Raw genomic sequence first — 20,284 nt, 5'->3', positions numbered from 1 at the left:
CACTCCGGTACGAAAACGGCGTGTTGATCGGGACGGTCACGGACGGGAACATGACACGGCCCCCGCCGTGGGGGCGGGGGCCGTGGGCCGGTCTCGGGGCGGAGGCGGCGGTGGCGCGGGGGCGGGCGGGTCAGCCGGTGGGTGCGGTGAGGTCCGGGGCGTCGGTGCCGCCGGCCGGCCGGGCGTCGACCGGGGTGCCGACCGAGGCGGGGGTGGCGGGGGCGGTGTCGCTCTCACGGACGGTGACGGCGGGCGCGGTGGCCCCGCCGCCCGCCGTGGCGGACACGGGGACGGCCGGAGCGGTCCGGGCGACCGCTCGCCACCAGCGCTCGGCGGGCACGGCGTCCCCGGTCGGCTCGAACGGCTCACCGGGCCGGGGCAGGGCCACGGCGGCCCCCTCCGCCGCGGCGGCGGCGACCGTCCCCTCGGCCGGTTCGGACCAGGGGTGCGGGGCGAGGTTGAAGGTGCCCCAGTGGATCGGCAGCATCACCCCGGCGGGCCGGCCGCCCTGGAGGTCGAGATGGGCCCGCATGCCCTCGGCGGGAGTCATATGGATGTCGGGCCAGAACCACAGACGCTGTAGCCGCCACGGCTCTCCCCACCTTGGGGCGCCTGACTCAGGTCCTTGAACTGTCCTGTTTAAGTGATCTTGATAGAGTTTGGACAGTGATGTCGCGCCCCACCACCGAGATATCCATACCGCCCATCGCCGGCGTCACATGGACTGCGGCCGAGGTCAAGGAGTTGGAAGACCTCCAGGCCAGGGAAGCCCTCCTCCCGCCCGACGCGCCGAGGGCTCTGTTGTCGATCCGCCTCTCGGTCCTCACCGAGGAGACCACCTCCCCCATCCGCCAGGAACTCGACCTCCGGCGCATGGCTCTGGACCGGCGGTGCCGCATTGCCGGTGTCGCGCGGGACCTGGGCGTCAGTGCAACCAAAATTCCGCCGTGGAAGCGCAAGGCGCTGGGTGACTGGATCCAGAACCGCGCACCCGAATTCGATGTGATCTTGTTCTGGAAGCTCGATCGCTTCGTTCGCCGGATCTCAGACCTGCACTTGATGATCGAATGGTGCAAGACCTTCAAGAAGGATCTTGCTGCGGTCAAGGATCCCATTGACCTCTCCTCGCCCTTGGGCGAGCTGATGGTGTCGATGATCGCCGGAATGGCTCGCATCGAGGCGGCCAACACCGGGGTTCGGCTGGAGTCCCTGTGGCAGTACGCCCGCACGGTGGAACGTTGGGTGATCGGCAGGATCATCTACGGCTACGCCTCAGAGGACACTCCTGACGGCAAGCGCCTGGTCATAGACCCGTACAAGCGCCTGATTCTCCACTGGATCATGGGAATGCTTCGGCGTCGCAGGGCGCTGAACAGCATCTGCATCATCCTCAACAGGGCACAGGTCCCCTCTCCCGGTGGAGGGAAGTGGGCTCCGGGCAATCTCAAGAACGTCCTTACCAACCCAGCCCTGCTCGGTTACCGCACCCGGCGCCAAGCAGGGATGCCGACGAACCAGCCTCCGTTCATCCTCTACGGCACCGACGGCGAGCCGATCCGCGTGGCTCCCGGCATCTTTACCCCGGCCGAGTTCGAAGAGATACAGGAACTGCTCCGGCTTCGATCGAGGAACGCGGGGGCCAAGCCCGCGGCTGGCCGGAACAAGCGGACCAAATTCTTGGGCGTGATCAAGTGCGGCTGGTGCGGTGCCGAGCAGAACATGTATCAGCACATCACTCGGAAGAAGCGTAAGGACGGAACCTACCGGGTCTCCGGGAACAAGATGCGGTGCCAGTCGGCCACTCAGCTAGGCATATGCGGTGGCCCGACCTTTGATCCAGACGACACATACGGGGCACTCACCGCCACCGTTCTCGACCAGATCGGAGCCATGGAGGTCGTTCACCGAACCTACGCACGGGGCTCCGAGAACCTGATGAAGAAGAAGGAACTGGAGGCATCAATTCAATATCACATGAAGGAGCTGGCGCCCGGCGGCTCCTACTCCGTAGGCGGGTTCATCGAGAGTGAGGCCAGGAAGACGCTGGGATCCCTGGGTGACCAGCTCTCCAAGATCGACCCGGCATCTCTTGAGGACCGATGGGTGTACGCCTCGAAGGGCGTGACGTACAGGCAGCACTGGGAGCGGGAGGGTCTGCACCAGATGGAATCTGACCTCATACGGGCTGGCATCACCTTCGTGCTCTACGCGGACCGAGCCGAGCTGCTGATCCCCGATGACGTGAAGCAACGCCTTGTCGTGAAGGATGACTACTTCAAGACCAGGATGAAGGTGTAGAGCAAGAGGGGCCCCGCCGCTTGGCGGGGCCCCTCTCGTCTAACGCTGGACGACCTTGATCAGCTCACGCTCTCCCGTAGAGCTGACCTTGTAGATGTACACCAGGAACTGGCGCCGTTCCGATTCAGCCATCGGCACTGTCCTCCTCGGCGACAGCAGCAGCGGAAGGCATCTCGCCCGCCCAGTAGTCCGTGGCCATCTCCTGCGCCAGAGCATGGGGAACTCCGGCCGCGATGGCCTCGGTGTAGACGGCCCCTGCGACACGGGCGAGCATGACGGCCAGGGTTCCGCGCTTTTCGATCACGGCCTGGTTCATCTCGGTCTCGATGCCTGCGACCAGATCGTCAAAGCCATCAGGGTTGATCAATTCATTCCTTCGTACATGCTCAGTGCTTGCTTGCTTCGAGATCCAGGACGCTGCCCCAGCTCCGTTCGCCGATCTCGGCGTCCACGGGGATGAGGAGGCCCCGGACCGTCATTTCCATGAGTCGGGCCGTCTTGTCGGCCAGCTCCTCCGCCTCGTCCTCCGGGAAGCTGAAGATCAGCTCGTCATGGATCGGGAGGCGGACGAGGGGGGTGTATCCGGCCCGGTCGAGTTCGATCAGGGCGCGGGCCGTGATGTCGCGGCTGGTGCTTTGGATGAAGTAGTTGAGCGAGGCGTAGATCCTTGCTCGATCGACCGGCAACCTCCGGCCCGTGCCGGTGTAGATGTGCCCTGTGCGGCGGGCCTCTCTCTGAAGTCGGTCGGCGAAGCGGCGGACGCCGGGGTAGGTCTCCCAGAACGCCTTGACTGCCCGCTTGGCCTCGTCCTCGGGGACGCCGTACTGCTCGACAACCGTTCGCCAGCCTCCGCCGAAGACGACGGTGAAGTTCACGCCCTTGCCGACCTTGCGGCTGACGCCTGCGGCGTCGGCCGTGAGCTGGTGAAGATCGAGGCCGCGACGGAAGGCATCGAGCATCGTCGGGTCGCCGCTGAAAGCGGCCAGCACCCGGAGTTCCATGTTCCCGTAGTCCAAGGACACGGTGACGTGGCCAGGCTCCGCGAGGAAACCGTGCCTCACGTACGAGTCGCCCGCCGGAAGGGTATTCGCCGAGAGCACTCCCGTAATGGTCATCCGGGCGGTTCTGGCTTGGCAACTGTTGATGCTGGCGTGGACCCGGCCGTCCTGGTCCTGGCCGTCGAGGGCTCGGTCGAACCAGGTTGCCTTCCACTTCCCGGCCCGCTTGGCCTTGATGATGGCCTCGGTCAGCGGGATGCCGATCGAGGTCAGCACCTCGTCATCGACGCATGTGTTCCCCTTCTTCGTCTTCTTGGTGAGCTGGATGCCGCGCCCCTGGAGGGCGGCGATGATCTGCGCGGTTGAGTTGACGTTCTCGACGCCCTCACGGTGCGCGATCTCTTCCCAGTGCGCCTGCTGGGCGGCCAGCTCGGCTGACTTGGCCTCGGCGTACTGGCTGTCGAGCAGGTAGCCGGTCCGCTCGATCTTGGCGCAGATGTGTGCGAGCCGATGCTCCCAGGAGACCAGTCCTCGTGCCCAAGTTCGGGCTGGCACCTTCGGCTTGAGGATTCTGTAGAGCCGGGCAGCGAGGATGGGGTCCATCCCCGCGTAGAGGGTGAAGCCGTGGTGATTGATCGGGGCAGCCGACCAGACATCATCCTTCTTGACCTTGAGTTCCTTGGCGAGGGTCGCCATGGAGCCCTTGACCTCGGTGGCGACGGTCTCGCAGATGTAGTACCGGGTCAGCTCTTCCAAACGGAGCCCGGGGCCGCCCTCCTTGACGGCCCGGGGGTCGACCAGGTGGGCCAGGAGCTTGGTGTCCCAGCTCTTTGGTGCCAGTTCCTCCATGGGAATGCCCAGGCAGGCTTCGGCAACGTGAAGGTCGTACGAGCCGTTGTGGGCGACGAGGCGGCGGGCGGTCCGGAGCGCCCAGCTGGTCGCGTCGCGAAACACGGACCCCTGCTCGACGGGCACAACGAACGACTCGTGCTCGGTGCCGAACTGCCACAGGCGGGCTCGGAAGGTGCCGATGCTGGCGTTCCACCAGTCGAGGCCGGTGGTCTCGGCGTCGTGGGCCAGGAGGTGCTGGTTGGCCAGGACGAACGCCTGGAAGTCGGGGAGATCTTCCGGAGTCTCGACCACATGTATGCGGACCGGCTGGCCCTTGATCGGGTAGTCAATGACCCGGATGCTGTTCCTCCTTGCCGTGGGGGCCGGCCGGACACCAACCCCCATCGCACATCAACTTTTTGGGCAGAGTTGATTCATTACTTCGCCCGGAAGGAGCCGTCCTTCTGCTTCCAGAGCGGGGGGCACTGCTGCGCCTTGTCGAGGCCCCGGCCCCCGCAGAAGTACGCGGCCCAGCTCCCGCCGTCGCGGAAGTTCCGCTGGCCGTGGTCACAGGTGTAGTCACTGCTGGAGGAGGCGCCGGCCACGACCTTGCCGTTCTCGAACCTCGGCTTGGTTGTCGCTCCGGCTCCGCCCTGGTGCTTCTCGCGGGTGTACTGGGCGAACTTAGCGTTGAGTTCGATGAGCCCGGCTTCCTTCATCGCGGTCAGCAGCTCGACGCCGCGGGCGGCGGTCTCATCGGCGGTGTGGCCGTACACGGTCGGGGTCAGCCACTCGGCGGCGTAGTCGCCGCTGGCCTTGGCGGTGAAACCGATCTTGAAGGGTGCGGGGCCGGTTGCAGGCGTGGGGGCCGTGGTGACGGGGTTCTCCTCGGTAGGGGCTGTCTCGGTGGGGGTGGGCTCGTCCCAGGGGGAGGTGTCGGCGAAGGGGTCGTCGTGTGTCACGGGGTGTCTCCTCGGTGGGCTGCGGCGGCGCGGAGCATATAGGTCAGGGTGGTTTCGATCATGCGTGGCTCCGGGTGCGGAGGGTGCGGTTCATCTGCTGCGCCAGGGCCACCGCCGCCCGGCTGAGGGCCTGGCGGTCCGCGGGCTCGGGGACGGGGAGCCCGTAGACGTGTCGCCTCATGAGGAGCTGGCGGTACCGCTCAGGGAGTCGCTTGAGGGCTGCCTCGGCGTCGATCCGTGCGGACAGCAGGTTGTCGGTGACTCGGGACTGCAAAAGGTCGTCCTTCTGCCCGACGAGGGCCCCAAGCTCTTCGTCGGTGTAGAGGAAGCTGCCCAGCGCGGTCTTGGCTTCGTTGGGTGTGTAGTAGTAGGTGTCGTCCAGGAGGTCGCGGCGGTCACGTTCCTTGGAGGCGTATTGGGTGCCGGCCTTCTGGAAGATCTTCCAGAGGAAGTCCTGTGATCCGTAGTTCGCTTCGATGGTCGTACGGTGCTCGTAGGCGTGGGCCATGATCTCTTGCATGACATCGTCGGCCTCGACCACCACCCACTTCTGGGCGATGTTGTAAGCGACTCTCCGGGCGAGTTCGGAGAGGTGTGCCCAGTCCAGCTCTACCGGCTCAGGCAACCCGATTCCCCTTCTCCGTCGGGCCAGCGAAGCGGCCGTCAGGCCGCCGTCGGATGGCGCCGTACCGGACGCCGTCCACCACGAAGCTGCCGTCCCGCTCGACGTAGACCGGCACGGGCACCGCGCTGTACGACCCGACCAGCAGCCGTCCCCAGCCCTTCTGCCAGTTGGCGACCCCCCGAGACAGGTACTCGGCCTTCGACTCGTCCATGAGGTGTCCGACCTCGAACCCGAACAGAGTCCGCCGGTCCTTCCCGACCCCCACGGTCTCTGGCGACACCGCGTTCTTGTGGGTGTGGCCCATGACTACGGAACGGTCGAGTTTCCGAACCTTGGCCGCGGCGGTCCGGCCGGGGATCTGGTTCAGACCCTGGAGTTCATGGCCGTGCATCGCAATCCACCCGGGCGCGACCTCGGTGAAGGGGGGCAGGACCTCGATGTCCAGCTCCTCAAACCCGAGGAGTACGTCCACGTCGAAGGCCCTGCTGTCGGCGAGTGCCGGAGCATACCGTCGGAGGTAGTCGGATGGCCGAGAGTCATGGTTGCCCACGACGAACTTGATCGGCCCGCCGTAGCCTTCCCGCAGGTCGCTCAGGAGCGTCTTCCCTCCTTCTGATTCACGGAGGACGGAGGTCTCGAACTCGGCTCGGCTCCCCTTGGACCAACGGCTCGGCGCCGCATAGTTCATGAAGTCGCCGATGATCACAACCTCGGAGGGTTGTCGCTCGGCGATGTAGCCCCAGAGGTTCCGGACTGCTCGGGCATCGTGAAGGGGGTACTGCACATCCGAGACGACGACGATCTCCTTCACGCTCACGCGGCCTCCCTGCGGCGCTCGATCTCGATGTCGATGTAGGTGCGGGCCTTCTCCAGGTCCTCGACAGCATCGCCCTTCAAATCAGCGCGCCACAGGTACTTGATGGCATTCCCTACGGGGAAGTTGAGGTGTTTGGTGATCTGAATGCACTCGATTCCGCTCGGGTGACTGGTGTAGTGGGTTGGGCTCAGGACTGAGGACGAAGGTGGTTTCGGTTTCGAGAAGGCTTTCTTCATGACTTCCTGTGCCTTGAACGGATCAACACCCATGGCGAGGCCGCTGGTCTCGTTGAGCAGCCGACGGCCAGGACTGGACTCCGCTGTGTGAGTCAGCTCCGCGTCGGTGAAGCAGAGTGCACCGCCATGCCGGAGCTGGACTTCATTGGGGTAGGGCTTGCCTTCGTAGACTGCTTGGACGGTCCCGCGCCGGTCCTCGTAGAGCCAGCTCGCGGCCTCTCCGGGGACTCCGACGACGATGACCTCATCTCCGACTTTGAACGGCGGCATCAGAGTCCCAGCCTTTCCCGGAATGCGTCGGGGCCGAATTCTTGGACGTATCTGCTGGTGTCGTATCCGTCGCCGAGGTCGATGGCTACCGCGTTGGGCAGCAGCTCGCACATCCGGGTGGCGAAGGCACGGCCGGCGGGGTCACCGTCGCCCAGGGCGAAGACGACCTCGAAGCCGGCGAACGCGGGCGCGAAATGATCACGCCAGCTCGCCACCCCGGGGGTCCCCACCGCTGGCACGTCTGCGATCGATGCCGCCTCATCATCGGTTTCACCTTCGGTGAGGGCCAGGTAGGGCGTCCCGGTCAGCAGCGCGCTGGTGTTGTGGAGGTGGGGCGGATGCCCTGGGAGCCCTAGGTACTTGCCGTGCCCTTCATGCCGCTCCTGATGGACCGGGCGGTATGAGCCGTCGGGCTTCCGGACGCATTCGTCGGAGATGCAGCGGAATCGGATCGTGGCGACGGCGTGGATCCCTCCGGCGGGGCGCCAGTAGGGGATGGCCAGATGGTTCCGGTAGCGCTCATGGCCTACGGCTGGCTCCGAAACGTAGCCGTACCGGTTTAGCGCGGCGCCGAGCCCGCGGTGAGCCATATAGGTCTGGGCGGGGCTCCCCGGGTAGTTCGCCGCATACCTCTTGGCCGCCGCGACCAAATCGGACTTCTGCGATTCGTTTAGCTTGGGCAAATCCGGCTTTCTCCTGCTGCATGATGACGTCGATCGAGTCCAGGGAGAGGGCGCAGACGAAGCATGCGACCTTGTTCCGGGCGTAGTTGATGCCGGCCGATGGCCTGCGCTCCGAGTGGAACGGGCAGAGGCACCGAGCCCAGGTGTCCGGGCGCTGAGTCGGCTTCGGAGGGCGCCAGTCCGGGAAGTAGTACGCCAGGACCCTCCCGATGGCCGGTCTATTTGTTCTGGCTTCGCTCACTTTCGCCTCGCACCTCAACTTTTCGGGTATGGACGGGAAACTGATAGCGCCGGTACGCGGCTTCCATGAACGCGCGGTCCCCGCGCCACTCCCGGGCGGACACGATCGATCTACTGGGTTTGCCGGACATCATTTCTTCCCTTGGTAGTACCGCCAGCCGATGAGATGAGGGGCCGGTGGGTCTTCGAGGTAGCGGGCAGCGGACCGGAGGACCGCCGGGCGGTCACGCGCCGAGGTCAGCAGCCGGCCGTTGCACATGCGGCAGAGGAGGCCGCGGACGAGCAGGGTTCGGTGGCAGTGGTCCACGGAGAGGCGTTGCCGACGGGTCTCGCCGCAGATGGCGCACCGGCCGTTCTGCCGCTGGAAGAGCTGGCTGTACTCGCCCGGCCGGAGCCCGTAGGTGGCCTGGACACGGGCGTCGTGGGCCGCCTCGCTCCTGGCCGTCTTCTTGCAGGCGGCGCAGACCTTTCCCCGAGGGGCGAAGAATCTCTCTGCCCGGCCCCTCTCGCAGCGGGTGCAGCGTCGGTAGCCCTTGCGTGCCGTCACGCCGGCTTCCGGAGGGACCGCTCCAGACGCTGGAGACGAGCGTCCTGGTGGCACTCCGCGGCATAGGCGCACAGCACGTCGGCGGGCATCACTCTCACAAGTCGGCGCCCGCCCCGACCTCGTCGGGTGACGATCGCCTGGAACTGCTGCCGGCCGCGGAGTTCCAGAGCGAGTTGACGGACAACGGCGGGGGTGACCTGCTCGCCGAGTTCGACCAGGAGCGCTACCGGCTCGGTCAGCTTTGACCGCTCGCCGGGGGCCATGTCGGGGGCCCGGTCGGCGAGGCTGCTGGTGAAGTCGAGCGTGATGGAGACGGCTGGGCGCCGCCGGCGGGGATGGGGGGTGATCATTTTTTCCTCTATTCCAGGAGGTGCACATCGCACATCAACATTTGACTCTCGGATCAGAAGGCTGCGCCAACCGCCAGCTCCTCCAGTCGCATGTTCGACGTGTTGAAGTTGTATGACACGTAGGTCTCCCCGGAGCTGTCTTCGAATCCCTCTCTGTTCTTGACGGGGCTGAAATTGAGTATCCGGCTGCCCATTCCGTCGATCTCCTTATGAATGGTCACAACGAGCGCTGGCACTCGACTGATCTTCCCCTTCAGGCCGGACTGCGGTATCGGCTTGAGCCCGTCCGCATATTCGCCGACCACGTGATGCATGGCCATGACGTGCGCTTTGGTTTCGCGGGCAACCTCGTTGAGGTAGTCACACATCCCTTCCAGCGAGAAGGTGAATTCCTCGGCGGTGTATCCCCCGGCACCTGCATCAACATTGGTGATGTTGTCAATTACCACGAGATGGGGGTAAATGTTGAACACCTCCCAGTAGGCTTCCAGGTGGGTCTCGATCTCGGCCGGGGTCGGCCGGGCTGAGTAGTTGAATCGCTGCCACCAGCGCCCAGCTAGGGTCTCGCTGTACTCCTCGAACTGGCCAGCATGCAGCTTCTCTTTGATACTCCTGGCATCTTCGCCCGTCAGGATGGCGGTCGCCCTGGAGAGCTGGGTGGCCGCAGTCGAGTCCGCCGAGAAGTACAGGGTCGGAACGTTACTCCGAATCGCAACGTTCAGCGCAGCCACCGACTTACCAGTTCCGCCAGCCGCAGCGAGTATGGAAAGCTCCCCCCTGCGGAAGTCTGCCCCCATCCTAGAAAGGGCCTTGAAGGGTGATCGAATAGGCTCTCCCGCCGCACCCTTCATGCGTATGGACTGACTCAGTGAGTACATCTGACTTCTCTCTCTCGTTCTCTTCTCACGCTAACCCTATTCACCTCGCACATCAACTTACTTCTTAAATGAACAGGCGTGTGAAACGTCACAGAACCGGCAGGAGAACCCGGGGCGGGCCGGGAAGTTGCCCCGCTTCACCTCGGAGTCCATAGCCTCGAACCGCTCTGCGACCGCTTCCTCGGTGACACCCGTCAGAGAGATGGGCCGGGAAAGCCGGCCGCGCTTAGCGAGGTACCAGTCCGCGTCGTTGACCTCGACGCCGTAGAGCTTGCGGACAGCGATCCCGTAGGTTTCGAGCTGGAACCGGGACTTGGTCGAGCCGGTCTTCCAGTCCCGCGGCCGGACGCCGTCCTCGTTCTGGACCAGTTGATCGATGAAGCCTCGGACGACGACGCCGCCCAGGGTCACCCGGAAGTACAGCTCGATCCCTTGAATGCCGTCAGGAGTCGTCCATGTGACGGCGCCGTTGTGGGCGGCCCACTCGACGTAGTCCGCAATCTGCTGCCGCCCGAGCAGGAACCGGCGCTCGATGTCCTCGCCGCCGGCGCAGCCCGCAGCGAGCCAGCGGCCGGTGTCGGGCTCCTGATCCAGGGCCGCGTTCACCAAGGCGCTGTAGCGGTCGGAGAAGACCTCCTCGGCCTCCTCTCTGGTCATGGTGCGGCCGGACCGTTCGACGGCCTCGGCGGCGCTGTGGAAGGCGACGCCGTGGTGGCTCCAGGCCGCCGGCCGCGGTGTGACCCGCTCGACGCGCTGGAGGTAGTAGCGCATGGGGCACTTCTCGTACTGCTCGACCTGGGATACGGAGCGGGGTTGGGTCTCGATGCTCACGAGGTGGCCTCCGGATGTAGGACGTAGAGGGTGGAACTGGAACTGCCGGGGAAGAAGGGGTGGCGGCGCGGCATATGCACGGCCTCGATCACGGCTTCTCGCCACCGCTGCAAGCCCTCTTCCCGGAAGACGGCTTCGGCGTCTTCCTCGCAGCCTTGGGTGGCCCGGTCGCTCACCACGAGGTGGTAGTACGTGATGCCGCCGGCGGCCACGATCTTGCACACCATGACTCCGATGCTGACGAGCAGGTATCGAGGCGCGTGCGCGATCGGCGCGGCATCGATCGCCGCCACGAGACTATGAGTCAGGTGCGGCCTGGCGGTGGCCAGGCCGTAGAACAGCGCCATGGACGGGGTCTCCTTGCAGAGCCCGGAGGACGCAGCGGCGCTCCCCCCGGGGCGGTCTCACATTGATCTTCAGGTGGCAGAACCGGCGCAGGAGTGCGCCGGCTGGCACTCACTGCCTGGAGTTGCGACCGTCGCGAAGACCAGGGAGCCGATCGTGCAGCAAGGAGTCCTTGAGGCTCGCGTGCGCAGCCTCCCCGCTGGTGGCGGTGGAGGCGAAGACGGGTCGGCTCACTCGATTCCCCATTTCTTTGTGCAGCTCGCCGGGGATCGCCCGACGAGGCTTCAGGGCTGCCGTTTCGCTTGCCCCAAGCTCATTATGAACTCTTTACGGATCTTCAGGTTGGAAGGAACTTGTTCCGGAACTGGGTAGTTCCGGAACAACCGAGTTCCACCTTTCGGCTTCAAGATCGCGATTTCATGAGAGATCCTTTACAATGTGGCGGACCCCGCAAGATCAAATGGACATTACTCCCCCGTACGGGCATCTTTTGATGGAGCGCCAACGATGCCGCACCGCAACAAGAGCGAAATGATCAATCGATGTCTGACTCTAAGTCGAAAGAGCTGAACCGCCTTCTTCCTGCCTGGCGGAAGCGTCTGCCCCGGGATGAGGTTCCGGGGCTGACGGCCCGATATGGCCGCCGTCGGCGGCAAGGGCTCACCCAAGAGGAAGTTGCTGACCTCGTGGGGACCAGTTCCCGCTGGTACGGAAAACTGGAGTCGGGCGCACCCGGCCCGTACTCGCTCGATTTCCTGGAGCGGGTATCCCGCGTCCTCCAGCTCGGGGAGAGCGAACGGCATGCCCTCTTCTTCTACGGAGCGGGGAAAGAGCCGGCCTCTCGGCCCCGGCCCGATGCCAGCAGCCTCGACCCCTACGTTGCGGACTACGTGCGGCAGCAGGAGCTTCCGACGTACATCTCGAACCTTGCGTGGGACTTGGTCATCTACAACCGGGCTGCTCTCGCTCAGTTTCCCTGGATGGCGTACGGGCTGAACATCATGATCTGGGTGCTCACCTACCCCGAAGCCCGTATGCAGCTCATCGACTGGGAGAACACGTGGGCTCGGCCGATGGCCGCTCAGCTCCGCATGGCTGCGCGCAAGCACACGGGGCATCAGCGGCTTGCCGAGGTGGTCAGGGAGATCCGTGAACGGGATGAGGTCGCCCGACAGATCCTCGATGCCGACGTGATGTCGTACTCCCACCCCGACGGCTCCCGTCGGTTCCTCTACCTGCCGGACCATCACGAGCAGGCATTCGAGGTCGTCTGGCTGGCCTTCTCTCCTCTGCGGGACCCCACCCTGCGGCTCATCGTGTCCATGTGCGCCGACAGCGTTCCTGGTGGTGTAGAGCCTGCCGCTTAGCAGCCAGAACGGGCAGGCTTCAGGATGGCCCGCAGTTGGCAGCGCAACGTCTACCGGCGTCTTCAGGAGCAGTCGCAGACCTGAGCAACCTCTATGAGGAGCTAGCCTCCGGAGGCTCCGGGAGCGTCAGAGCCTGACGCAGGTCTTCCTTCGGCAGCTCCTTGCCTGCTGGCCACCGGACGATCATCCGGCCGTCGGCTGGCTCACGGGGGGCGTACTGCCAGCCGTTCTCAGGGTCGTAGGTGACCACGGTGTTGTCCCGGACCAGGCGCCCGATGAGCCATTCCGCCTCACGCTGCTGGGTCTGACTCAGCCCGGTGTCGCCCAGGCGGCTTCGGAGGTAAACCTTAAGAGCCTTCACCGTGTACGCGTTGTGGTGACTGGGCCCTTCCCTGGACGTCTTGACATCCCAGATAGAGCGGACCAGTTCGTTCGCACGGAGAGCGGCCGGCTTCTTCCTCAGCCCGAGATTCACAAAACGCTTGTTGACGGCCTGGACGGTAACCCCGTACTCCTCGGCGAGGGCCTTGTCGTCCGCCCCCAAGTGGAACAGCTTGACCAGTTCGGCGTCGGAGGGGAGCTTGGCCACGGGGTGCCTTTCAGGGCTGGTTCGATTAAGTGCGACCTTACCAGGAGCGGCGTCGCACATCAACTTCTGAGTGGACTCACGAGCCCCAGCGCAACCCAATGTGACACACCTCTCACTTCAAGGGTCGACTGTCCACATTCACACGGATCACACCTACGTACTTAGTGAGACCGAGCAAAGCGAGGTCGAACACCCCTCAGACAGAAGAAGCATGAATGAATTGATATTTGACCTTCTTCCTGTTTGAACTCCCGTTGGTTGAGATCCAGGAAGAATCGCCCCGGCCGCCAGATCAGCATCCGGCCGGGGCCCATGCACCCCCGCCGCAGCGCAGCGCATCACACACATGCAGACCGCATCGGCGGTCACCGGATGGACCGGTCACTGCGGCGGGGGCAGCGGGAAGGGGACACCTCGCCCAGGGCGAAGAGCATCTGCCTGCATGCCGGATGCACAAGAATCACTGTTCGGTCCGGTCGATGCGAGGAGCATGCCCCTCCCCCGAGGGGGTGGAGCCCGTCCGCTCGCAACCGATCACGCCCCGGGGACTTCCACCGGCGACGGGCCGCCGTGCTCGCCCGTGACCGCTTCACCTGTCAGCGCTGCGGCTCCCGCAGGGAGCTGGAGGTGGACCACGTGGTCCCGGCGGCCAAGGGCGGCTCTTGGGAGCTGTCGAACCTGTGGACCCTGTGCCGCACCTGCCACCGCCGGAAGACCCACTACGAAGACCGGGGCCTCTGAGCCCGACACCGAGCCGGTGTCCATTCATTCATTGCAAGCCCGAGGCGGAGGTATCGATGCCGTCTCGCCGCGGGCCTGCGCCCGATCCCAACGCCCGGCGACGCAACACCGCACATGCGCTCGGAGTGCACGAGCTGTCGCCCGCCCTGGGCGACGGCGGCAGGGCCTTGCCCAAGGCCCTGGGGATCCAGACCTCGGGGGCCAAGCGCTTCTGGAAGAGCTGGAGCCGGGCGCCCCAGACACAGCACTGGCTTGAGACCGACTGGACCGAGCTGGAGATCACCACGGTCCTCGTGGACTCCTTCTACCAGGGCAACACCCGCCTGGCCGGCGAGATCCGGCAGCGCGTCGGCCGGTGGGGCGCGACGACCGAAGACCGCGCCCGACTCCGGATGAACTTCAACGAGCAGGCCGAGCACGAGGCCGCGGCAGCAGCGCCCTGTGCTGCTGACCTGGATGAGGAGCTGTTCAACCTGCTCTCGGAGTGAAAGGCGGTGAGCGATGCCGCAGACGGGGAACCTACCCTCGGGCGTACCTCACCGCTCCCGGAGCCTGGGCTACGAGATCATGCGCTGGGCTCAGAAGTACATCGTCCAGCCCGACGGTGAGACCGCCGGTCAGCCGCTGCGATTCACCGGTGAGCAGATCCGGTTCATCCTCTGGCTGTACGCCCTTGACGACCGGGGCCGCTGGGTCTACCGGACCGCCGCCCTGCGCAGGGCCAAAGGGTGGGGCAAGACGCCCCTGCTCGCCGCCATCGCGATCATCGAGTTCATCGGCCCCGCCCGGTTCTCCCACTGGGCCGCCGACGGCGAACCCTGCTATACCTGCGGCGGCCATCCGCACACCGGCCCGGAGAAGCACCCGGTCGCCCGACGCGTGCCCCTGCCTCTCGTACAGATCGCTGCGACAAGCCTTGACCAGACCGCAAACACCCGGGACATGATCCGCGGCATGCTGGCCGAGTCACCGGCCGAGCGTGAGTTCAACCTCGACATCGGCAAGGGGATCATCCAGTTCAAGTCCGGCCGTCCTGGTCGGATCGAACCGGTGACAGCGTCTTCTCGGGGCCTAGAGGGGGCGAGGCCCACCTTTGCCCGGCCCCGGCAGAATCGTTTCTGCCGGGGCCGGGCCATGCCCTGTCGTGGTCTGCGACGAGGTGCACCACTGGGTCGACAGCAACCAAGGCACCCGGGTCTGGGAAACCCTGGACCGCAACGTCCAGAAGACGGCGGGCGCCGGTAGTCGGCTGATTGAGACCACCAACGCGTTCAACCCCAACGAGGCGTCGATCGCGCAGCGGACCTTCGAAGCCGCGATGGAAGCCCGCGCTCCGGGCATCCTCTACGACTGCCGTGAGGCAGTCGGCGAGATCGACCTCAAGGACGAGGCCGCCGTCCGTGCGGCCGTCATCGACGCCTACGGCGAGTCCCACTGGGTCGATGTGGACGGCATCGTCGCCGCCGTCCAGGACCCCCGGACTTCGGACGCAGTCGCCTTCCGCTTCTACCTGAACAAGATCCAGGAGAACGCCGACGGCTGGCTCGTCAAGCAGGAGTGGGACGCCTGCCTCGACACCGAGGACCCCATCCGCCCCGGCGACCAGATAGCCCTCGGCTTCGATGGAAGTCTCCGCGGAGACAGCTCGGGACTGGTCGGCGCCCGCCTGCGGGACGGCAAGCTCTTCGTCCTCGGGCTCTGGGAGAACCCCCGGGACCCGAAGCAGCCCGACTGGGAAGTGGACGTATTGGCCGTCGAAGCGGCGGTGAAGCGGGCCTTCGAGACGTACCGCGTCGAGTGGTTCTACGGCGATCCCCCGTACTGGCAAGAGGCCCTGGGCCGTTGGGCCATCACCCACGGCGACGACCGCGTCTTCGAATTCTGGACGAACAAGCCGCTGAGAATGTGCCAGGCAATCGAGCGCTTCCACTCAGCCGTTGCCGTCGGGGACCTGACGCACGACGGAAATCCGGATCTCACCCGCCACTGCCTCAACGCGGTGACACGTGAGGTCCCCCAGGGAATCCTGATCACCAAGGAGTCCCCGCGTTCCAAAAGAGTCATTGACTTGGCTGTCTGCTCGGTCCTCGCCTTCGAGGCCCGAGCCGATGCAATCGCCGACGGCCGCATGCAAACCAAGAGAAGGCGTGTAGTTGGGTTCTAAGTAAGGCCCCGCATAGAGAGGGGCCCGAATCACCACCGCCATCTCAAAGAACATATCGGTGGCCCAGGTCGGCTCGCCGCCCGGCACCCCGGCCGAGTGGATGGACTATCTCAAGGGGAAACTCTCCGCCCAGAAGGTCGAGATCCGCCGGTATACCGACTACTACGACGGCCGTCACCAGAGAATGCTGTTCGCCCAGGCCAAGTACGAGAACGCCTTCGCCGGCGCTTTTGCCCGGTGGAGTGACAACTTCTGCGGCCTGATCATCGACTCCGTGAACGAGCGCCTGGCCGTCGAGGGCTTCCGGATGACGGACGAGCCCCAGGCCGACAGGGAGGCCCGCGCGATCTGGCAGCGGTCCCGTATGGACGCCGAGTCCGCGGCCGGCCAGCTCGACGCCATGGTGTCCGGCCACGCCTACGTCGTCGTCTGGGCAGACGGTGACGGTGAGCCGACGATCACCGTCGAGTCCGCCGAGACAACGGTCGTCCAACTGAAGCCCGGCAGCCGCAGGGAAGTTGAGGCTGCTGCGAAGTTCTTCACCGACGACTGGGGCCGCGAGCACTGCACTCTGTGGCTTGACAACGTTGTCTGCAAGGGTGGCCCGTCCCTGTCGGGCTACCAGGTTGAGGAGACGAAGCCCAACCCCCTCGGTCGCGTGCCGGTGGTTCCCCTTCAGAACCGGGGTCGGCTCAGCGGCGGCCCGACCTCGGATCTCGCTCCGATCATCCCGATCCAGAACGCCATCAACAAGGTCACCGCGGATGCCCTGATCGCGAGTGAGTACGCGGCCTGGCCCCAGCGCTACGTCACCGGACTGGAGATCCGCGAGGACGACCAGGGCCAGCCCATCGAGCCGTTCCGGGTCGCCGTGGACAAGCTGCTCCAGGCCGAGGATCCCGCAGCCAGCTTCGGCCAGTTCGACGCCGCCGACCTCTCCAATTACGTGGGGCTCGTGGACATGCTCGTCCAGCACCTCGCCTCGATCTCCCGCATCCCCTTTTTCTACCTGCTGAAGGGTGGCCAGGTCCCCTCCGGGGATTCCATCACTTCAGCGGAGGCCGGTCTAATCGCTAAGACCCGCGAGCGCATGCTGCATTTCGGCGAAGCCTGGGAAGAAGTGATGCGGTTGGCGTTCCTGGTCAAGAAGGACAGCGAGCGCGCCGAGGCGTACCAGGCCGAGGTCATGTGGCGGGATCCGGAGAACCGGACCGAGGCACAGCATATGGATGCTCTCCTCAAGCGCAGGATGCTCGATGTCCCCCGGCAGCAGCTCTGGATCGACGCCGGTTACACACCCCAGCAGATCGAGCGATTCCAGGGGCTCCTGGAGGAGGAGGCCAAGGCAGCGATGGATTTGGCACGGAAGTACCCTCCGCCGCAGCCGCGCCAGGATCAGGGCGCGCTGGACGCCAAGGTCGCCGCCAGTAAGCCCCCTCGCGGCAACAGCGGAAATGTGGCCCGCGAGAAGGCTGCCAAGTAGAGACATCTCCCAGATGACGACCCCCGACTCGGGGGCCGTCATCCGTCCGAATGGATTTCGCACATGACTGAGCCCTCGACCGAGACTCCCAACCCGCCGGCTCCCGATGCAGCCGCGCTCCAGGCCGATTTCGAGAATGCCCTTGAAGCGGCACGCGCGGAAGTTCGCCAGGCCGTGACCAGCGAGTACGGCGACCGCCTCGCGCAGGCCGAGCTGCGCGCCCACGCCGCTGCTGCCGGCGTCGAGCTGCCGGCGCTCCAGTATCTGAACGTCGGCGCCTTCGTGACGGACGGCACCGTCAACAGCGACGCGATCAGCCAGTTCGTCTCGTCGCTCCCCCAGCCGGCCACCAAGCCAGCGTTCGCCCAGAACCTCGGGCTCGGCCGTCAGGGCGGTTCACCGGTTCCGCAGCGCACGACCGCGGACATCTCCCGCATGACTCACGCCCAGGTCAACGCCGCCTTCCACGCGGGGCAGTTCGCTGCCCTCCAGCGCGGCGAGACCTGACCTCCCCCTGGTGAAGAAACGTTCCTTCTGATCGACGCTAGGCCGCCCCCGGGCGGCATTTTTTATTGGAGCACCACCTATTACCTCTGCCCCGGTTTTCTCTAACGGCTTCAACACCGCTGCTGGCGACGGCTACCAGATCAACAGCGGAAACGTTTTCGTCCCTGAGCTTTACACCGCCCTGCTCCTCCACGACCTCGAAGAGAAGCTGGTCCTCGGGTCCCCGACCATCTGCAACCGGAACTTCGAGGGCGAGTTCCGGCGCGAGGGCGATGTGCTGCACGTCCCGCACTTCGTGGACACGGTCGAGGACAAGGGCACGGTCCCGGCCTACGGCGAGATCGCTGGCGAGGCCGACCACGCGTCCCTGGAGTACATGGACGTCGCCGTCCGTAAGGGATCTAGCTTCAAGCTGGAGGTGGACGGCGTGCACCAGTGGCAGACCAAGAACGGTGTCAACCTCTTCCTGGAGCTGCTGGCGCAGCGGGCCCGGAAGACCGCCATCGCCATCGACTCGCTGATTGCCAAGACCATCGCCTTCGGCGTCGAGGGGAAGGACTACAACGGGGTCAAGTCCGGTGGGGCACCGGCGGCCAACACCCTGCACGGCAAGGTCAAGAAGTTCGAGGGGTCCACACCCAACGCCCCCGGCGACCGCCTCACCGACGATGTCTACGACATCTTCGTGGACATGATGCAGGAGCTGGATGTCAACCAGGCCCCCGACTCCCGGTACCTGGTCATCTCGCCGAAGGTGAAGTCGGCCATCCTGCGGGCCCCGGAGTTCAAGAACGCCTCGCACTGGGGCGGGGCCGCGGTCATGCCCACAGGCCAGATCGGCGAGATCCTGGGCGTGCCCGTGTACTCCACGACCACCCTGGGCAACCACGTCCGGAGCACGCAGAAGTTCACGAAGTCCGCGCACACCGACGCTTCCGGGATCGACATGATCCTCGGCTCCACGGCCGCCGTCTCCCTGCTCATGCCGCATGCGGAAATGAAGCAGTACGAGCCGGAGGCGAAGTTCACCACTGCGGTGAAGAGCCGCATCTTCTACGACGCCAAGATCGTCCGACCGGAGCAGCTGGTCGTCTTCTCGGCGAAGCCGAAGGTGACGGCCTGAGACCTTGGCCGTGACCGTATCTGACATCGAGGTCAGGATCGGCCGGACCTTCGCTCCCGAAGAGAAGCCCCGGGTGGAAGCGTTCATCGCGGACGCTTCCGCCCTGGCCCGGGACTACTGCGGCACCTCGTACAGCGAGGACGCGCCCGGGATCCGGGCCGTCCTGTGTTCCGAGGTGATCCGCTGGCTCGCCGTCCAGCCCGGTGTGGTCCGGGAGCGGACCGGGGACCTGGAGGTGGAGTTCGGCTCCGTCTCCTCCGCCCAGCAGCTCTCCCCCATCGCCAAGGCCGCGCTCCGCCGCTACCGCCCCGGTCTGCGCTCCGTCCCCCTCACCCGGGGGGACAGTGCACTTCCGTGACCCCGTCACCGTCCTCCGCGCCGAGCTGGTGCCCGGCACCTACACCACCCGCCGCGACTGGCCGACCGCACGGCCGGTGTGGTCGGGGCTGGCCGGCGTCCAGCCGGACCGCGGATTCGAGGCCCGCAGTCCCGAGCGCGAGACCGCGCAGGAGCGCCTGATCGTCTACCTGCCCTGGGGCGTTCCCGTCGATTCCACCGACCGCATCACCGTGGCGGGCCGGACCTACGACGTCGATGGCCCCCCGATGCGGTGGTCTCAGGGCTCCCTGCGCCACATCCGCATCCGAGCCTGGAGGGCGATGAACTAATGAATTTTCGAATCGCCTTCGAGCCCGGCTGGGAGCACCGTGTCTTCCAGTCCGACGGCACCCGCTTCGCGGTCACACTCCACGCCACCCGCATCACGGCTGATGCGATCCGCAGCGCCCCGCGCCGCTCCGCCACCAAGGACAACTGGAACCAGATCCGGAAGCACATCAGCACCGCTGTGGCAGCGGATCAGTGGGGCTGGCGCGGCAACGTCACCGTCGAGGACCATCCCAAGGTGCGCCACGCCATGCTCCAGGAGCGTGGCTGGACCGACCGCCGCGGGCGCCGCCATCCCGGCCGGCACTACCTCAAGGCGGCGCTCCTCCGGGCGAGGGCCGAGTGACGCTCGACCCCGTGGCCTTCCTCGTCGCGTTCCTCCGGGCCGCGCTGCCCGACCTGCCCGGACAGGCGGTGACCGGTGACCTCGTCGGCCGTGACCCCGGCTCGACCACGGTGTACCTGGAGCATGCCGGCGGGCACCGGGCCGTGCGGCACCGGATGGACCGCGCCGAGATCGAGTACAGCATCTACGCAGCACAACGCGAGTCGGCCGCCGCGCTCGCCCACCGGGTCCGGAGCATCCTGCTTGACCAGCTCCCCGGAGAAGCGGTGGACGGGGCCCTGGTGCTCGACGCCGCGGACATCGATGCCGTCCGCTATCTGCCCGACGACACGTCCCGCGAGCACTGCTACGGCGGTGAGGTCGCCGTCTCATATATAGAGGAGTAGC

Annotated in this window: 26 protein-coding genes and 2 pseudogenes; 13 read left to right on the top strand and 15 right to left on the bottom strand. The window is 65.8% G+C overall.

Annotated features, from left to right (window positions below; genetic code table 11):
* Nucleotides 1–130 precede the first annotated feature (130 nt).
* A pseudogene (locus tag ABT354_RS11380) lies at nt 131–568 on the bottom strand (MBL fold metallo-hydrolase); the annotation flags it as partial.
* A 101-nt stretch (nt 569–669) separates the two neighbouring features.
* Here ABT354_RS11380 and ABT354_RS11375 point away from each other — a divergent pair.
* On the top strand, nt 670–2,298 hold the full coding sequence (locus tag ABT354_RS11375) for a recombinase family protein (protein WP_351491978.1): 1,629 nt from the start codon (nt 670–672) through the stop codon (nt 2,296–2,298).
* Between the two features lie 124 nt (nt 2,299–2,422).
* On the opposite strand, the gene ABT354_RS11370 is transcribed toward ABT354_RS11375, so the two are convergent.
* The 13 genes and pseudogenes from ABT354_RS11370 to ABT354_RS11310 all read right to left on the bottom strand — a co-directional run bounded on the left by ABT354_RS11370 (nt 2,423) and on the right by ABT354_RS11310 (nt 10,913).
* Nucleotides 2,423–2,665: a hypothetical protein gene (locus ABT354_RS11370; protein WP_351491976.1), complete on the bottom strand. Its 243-nt coding sequence runs from the start codon at nt 2,663–2,665 to the stop codon at nt 2,423–2,425.
* A gap of 19 nt (nt 2,666–2,684) precedes the next feature.
* Nucleotides 2,685–4,439 carry a DNA polymerase gene (locus ABT354_RS11365; RefSeq protein ID WP_351491974.1) on the bottom strand — a complete coding sequence of 585 codons (1,755 nt, stop codon included), beginning with the start codon at nt 4,437–4,439 and terminating at the stop codon, nt 2,685–2,687.
* A gap of 125 nt (nt 4,440–4,564) precedes the next feature.
* Nucleotides 4,565–5,089 (bottom strand): hypothetical protein, encoded by a 525-nt coding sequence (locus ABT354_RS11360; RefSeq protein WP_351491973.1) that lies wholly within the window; start codon nt 5,087–5,089, stop codon nt 4,565–4,567.
* A gap of 58 nt (nt 5,090–5,147) precedes the next feature.
* A complete protein-coding gene (locus ABT354_RS11355) occupies nt 5,148–5,714 on the bottom strand; it encodes a sigma-70 RNA polymerase sigma factor region 4 domain-containing protein (RefSeq protein WP_351491971.1) in 567 nt (188 codons plus the stop codon).
* Nucleotides 5,707–6,531, bottom strand: a complete 825-nt coding sequence (locus ABT354_RS11350) for a metallophosphoesterase (RefSeq protein ID WP_351491969.1) — start codon at nt 6,529–6,531, stop codon at nt 5,707–5,709. The genes ABT354_RS11355 and ABT354_RS11350 overlap by 8 nt, the downstream gene beginning before the upstream one ends.
* Nucleotides 6,528–7,037, bottom strand: a complete 510-nt coding sequence (locus ABT354_RS11345; RefSeq protein WP_351491967.1) for a DUF3310 domain-containing protein — start codon at nt 7,035–7,037, stop codon at nt 6,528–6,530. The genes ABT354_RS11350 and ABT354_RS11345 overlap by 4 nt, the downstream gene beginning before the upstream one ends.
* The gene (locus tag ABT354_RS11340) at nt 7,037–7,720 is read right to left on the bottom strand and encodes a toprim domain-containing protein (protein WP_351492071.1); all 684 of its coding nucleotides are present in this window, start codon (nt 7,718–7,720) and stop codon (nt 7,037–7,039) included. Before ABT354_RS11340 ends, ABT354_RS11345 begins: the two co-directional genes overlap by 1 nt.
* 46 nt (nt 7,721–7,766) lie before the next feature.
* Nucleotides 7,767–7,961: pseudogene (locus ABT354_RS11335) on the bottom strand (hypothetical protein); the annotation flags it as partial.
* Nucleotides 7,962–8,090: 129 nt separating this feature from the next.
* A complete protein-coding gene (locus ABT354_RS11330; protein ID WP_351491965.1) occupies nt 8,091–8,507 on the bottom strand; it encodes an endonuclease VII domain-containing protein in 417 nt (138 codons plus the stop codon).
* Complete coding sequence (locus tag ABT354_RS11325; RefSeq protein ID WP_351491963.1) at nt 8,504–8,857, bottom strand: hypothetical protein; 354 nt, start codon at nt 8,855–8,857, stop codon at nt 8,504–8,506. The genes ABT354_RS11330 and ABT354_RS11325 overlap by 4 nt, the downstream gene beginning before the upstream one ends.
* 53 nt (nt 8,858–8,910) lie before the next feature.
* Entirely contained in the window at nt 8,911–9,735 is an 825-nt protein-coding gene (locus tag ABT354_RS11320) for an AAA family ATPase (protein WP_351491960.1), read from the bottom strand.
* A 57-nt stretch (nt 9,736–9,792) separates the two neighbouring features.
* Nucleotides 9,793–10,566, bottom strand: coding sequence for a RecB family exonuclease (locus tag ABT354_RS11315; protein WP_351491957.1), 774 nt, complete (start codon nt 10,564–10,566; stop codon nt 9,793–9,795).
* Complete coding sequence (locus ABT354_RS11310) at nt 10,563–10,913, bottom strand: hypothetical protein (RefSeq protein ID WP_351491954.1); 351 nt, start codon at nt 10,911–10,913, stop codon at nt 10,563–10,565. The genes ABT354_RS11315 and ABT354_RS11310 overlap by 4 nt, the downstream gene beginning before the upstream one ends.
* Nucleotides 10,914–11,453: 540 nt before the next feature.
* On the opposite strand from ABT354_RS11310, the gene ABT354_RS11305 reads away from it, so the two are divergent.
* Nucleotides 11,454–12,278, top strand: coding sequence for a helix-turn-helix domain-containing protein (locus ABT354_RS11305; protein WP_351491952.1), 825 nt, complete (start codon nt 11,454–11,456; stop codon nt 12,276–12,278).
* A gap of 91 nt (nt 12,279–12,369) precedes the next feature.
* On the opposite strand, the gene ABT354_RS11300 is transcribed toward ABT354_RS11305, so the two are convergent.
* Complete coding sequence (locus tag ABT354_RS11300; protein ID WP_351491949.1) at nt 12,370–12,867, bottom strand: hypothetical protein; 498 nt, start codon at nt 12,865–12,867, stop codon at nt 12,370–12,372.
* Between the two features lie 570 nt (nt 12,868–13,437).
* On the opposite strand from ABT354_RS11300, the gene ABT354_RS11295 reads away from it, so the two are divergent.
* The 11 genes from ABT354_RS11295 to ABT354_RS11245 all read left to right on the top strand — a co-directional run bounded on the left by ABT354_RS11295 (nt 13,438) and on the right by ABT354_RS11245 (nt 20,283).
* Nucleotides 13,438–13,608 carry an HNH endonuclease gene (locus tag ABT354_RS11295; protein ID WP_351491947.1) on the top strand — a complete coding sequence of 57 codons (171 nt, stop codon included), beginning with the start codon at nt 13,438–13,440 and terminating at the stop codon, nt 13,606–13,608.
* A 56-nt stretch (nt 13,609–13,664) separates the two neighbouring features.
* The gene (locus tag ABT354_RS11290) at nt 13,665–14,096 is read left to right on the top strand and encodes a phage terminase small subunit (protein ID WP_502983385.1); all 432 of its coding nucleotides are present in this window, start codon (nt 13,665–13,667) and stop codon (nt 14,094–14,096) included.
* A gap of 79 nt (nt 14,097–14,175) precedes the next feature.
* A complete protein-coding gene (locus tag ABT354_RS11285; RefSeq protein ID WP_351491942.1) occupies nt 14,176–14,853 on the top strand; it encodes a terminase large subunit domain-containing protein in 678 nt (225 codons plus the stop codon).
* The gene (locus tag ABT354_RS11280; RefSeq protein WP_351491940.1) at nt 14,753–15,772 is read left to right on the top strand and encodes a hypothetical protein; all 1,020 of its coding nucleotides are present in this window, start codon (nt 14,753–14,755) and stop codon (nt 15,770–15,772) included. Before ABT354_RS11285 ends, ABT354_RS11280 begins: the two co-directional genes overlap by 101 nt.
* Before the next feature lie 58 nt (nt 15,773–15,830).
* A complete protein-coding gene (locus ABT354_RS11275) occupies nt 15,831–17,255 on the top strand; it encodes a phage portal protein (RefSeq protein WP_351491937.1) in 1,425 nt (474 codons plus the stop codon).
* A 63-nt stretch (nt 17,256–17,318) separates the two neighbouring features.
* Nucleotides 17,319–17,762 (top strand): hypothetical protein, encoded by a 444-nt coding sequence (locus tag ABT354_RS11270; protein ID WP_351491935.1) that lies wholly within the window; start codon nt 17,319–17,321, stop codon nt 17,760–17,762.
* Nucleotides 17,763–18,036: 274 nt separating this feature from the next.
* A complete protein-coding gene (locus ABT354_RS11265; protein ID WP_351491933.1) occupies nt 18,037–18,885 on the top strand; it encodes a phage major capsid protein in 849 nt (282 codons plus the stop codon).
* Between the two features lie 10 nt (nt 18,886–18,895).
* Nucleotides 18,896–19,243: a hypothetical protein gene (locus ABT354_RS11260; protein ID WP_351491930.1), complete on the top strand. Its 348-nt coding sequence runs from the start codon at nt 18,896–18,898 to the stop codon at nt 19,241–19,243.
* Entirely contained in the window at nt 19,230–19,553 is a 324-nt protein-coding gene (locus ABT354_RS11255; RefSeq protein WP_351491928.1) for a head-tail adaptor protein, read from the top strand. The genes ABT354_RS11260 and ABT354_RS11255 overlap by 14 nt, the downstream gene beginning before the upstream one ends.
* Nucleotides 19,553–19,897, top strand: coding sequence for a hypothetical protein (locus ABT354_RS11250; RefSeq protein WP_351491926.1), 345 nt, complete (start codon nt 19,553–19,555; stop codon nt 19,895–19,897). Before ABT354_RS11255 ends, ABT354_RS11250 begins: the two co-directional genes overlap by 1 nt.
* 11 nt (nt 19,898–19,908) lie before the next feature.
* On the top strand, nt 19,909–20,283 hold the full coding sequence (locus ABT354_RS11245; protein WP_351491924.1) for a hypothetical protein: 375 nt from the start codon (nt 19,909–19,911) through the stop codon (nt 20,281–20,283).
* Nucleotide 20,284 lies beyond the last annotated feature (1 nt).

The sequence above is a fragment of the Streptomyces sp. NPDC000594 genome (assembly GCF_040299965.1).
Taxonomy (GTDB): Bacteria; Actinomycetota; Actinomycetes; order Streptomycetales; family Streptomycetaceae; genus Streptomyces.
This window is presented reverse-complemented; position numbering and strand designations above follow the sequence as displayed.

Excerpts from the sequence above, each read along its gene's own strand:
- ABT354_RS11375 (WP_351491978.1), top strand. The coding sequence starts at position 670 with ATGTCGCGCCCCACCACCGAGATATCCATACCGCCCATCGCCGGCGTC.
- ABT354_RS11345 (WP_351491967.1), bottom strand. The coding sequence starts at position 7,037 with ATGCCGCCGTTCAAAGTCGGAGATGAGGTCATCGTCGTCGGAGTCCCC.
- ABT354_RS11325 (WP_351491963.1), bottom strand. The coding sequence starts at position 8,857 with ATGATCACCCCCCATCCCCGCCGGCGGCGCCCAGCCGTCTCCATCACG.
- ABT354_RS11320 (WP_351491960.1), bottom strand. The coding sequence starts at position 9,735 with ATGTACTCACTGAGTCAGTCCATACGCATGAAGGGTGCGGCGGGAGAG.
- ABT354_RS11310 (WP_351491954.1), bottom strand. The coding sequence starts at position 10,913 with ATGGCGCTGTTCTACGGCCTGGCCACCGCCAGGCCGCACCTGACTCAT.
- ABT354_RS11305 (WP_351491952.1), top strand. The coding sequence starts at position 11,454 with ATGTCTGACTCTAAGTCGAAAGAGCTGAACCGCCTTCTTCCTGCCTGG.
- ABT354_RS11290 (WP_502983385.1), top strand. The coding sequence starts at position 13,665 with ATGCCGTCTCGCCGCGGGCCTGCGCCCGATCCCAACGCCCGGCGACGC.
- ABT354_RS11285 (WP_351491942.1), top strand. The coding sequence starts at position 14,176 with ATGCGCTGGGCTCAGAAGTACATCGTCCAGCCCGACGGTGAGACCGCC.
- ABT354_RS11270 (WP_351491935.1), top strand. The coding sequence starts at position 17,319 with ATGACTGAGCCCTCGACCGAGACTCCCAACCCGCCGGCTCCCGATGCA.
- ABT354_RS11250 (WP_351491926.1), top strand. The coding sequence starts at position 19,553 with ATGAATTTTCGAATCGCCTTCGAGCCCGGCTGGGAGCACCGTGTCTTC.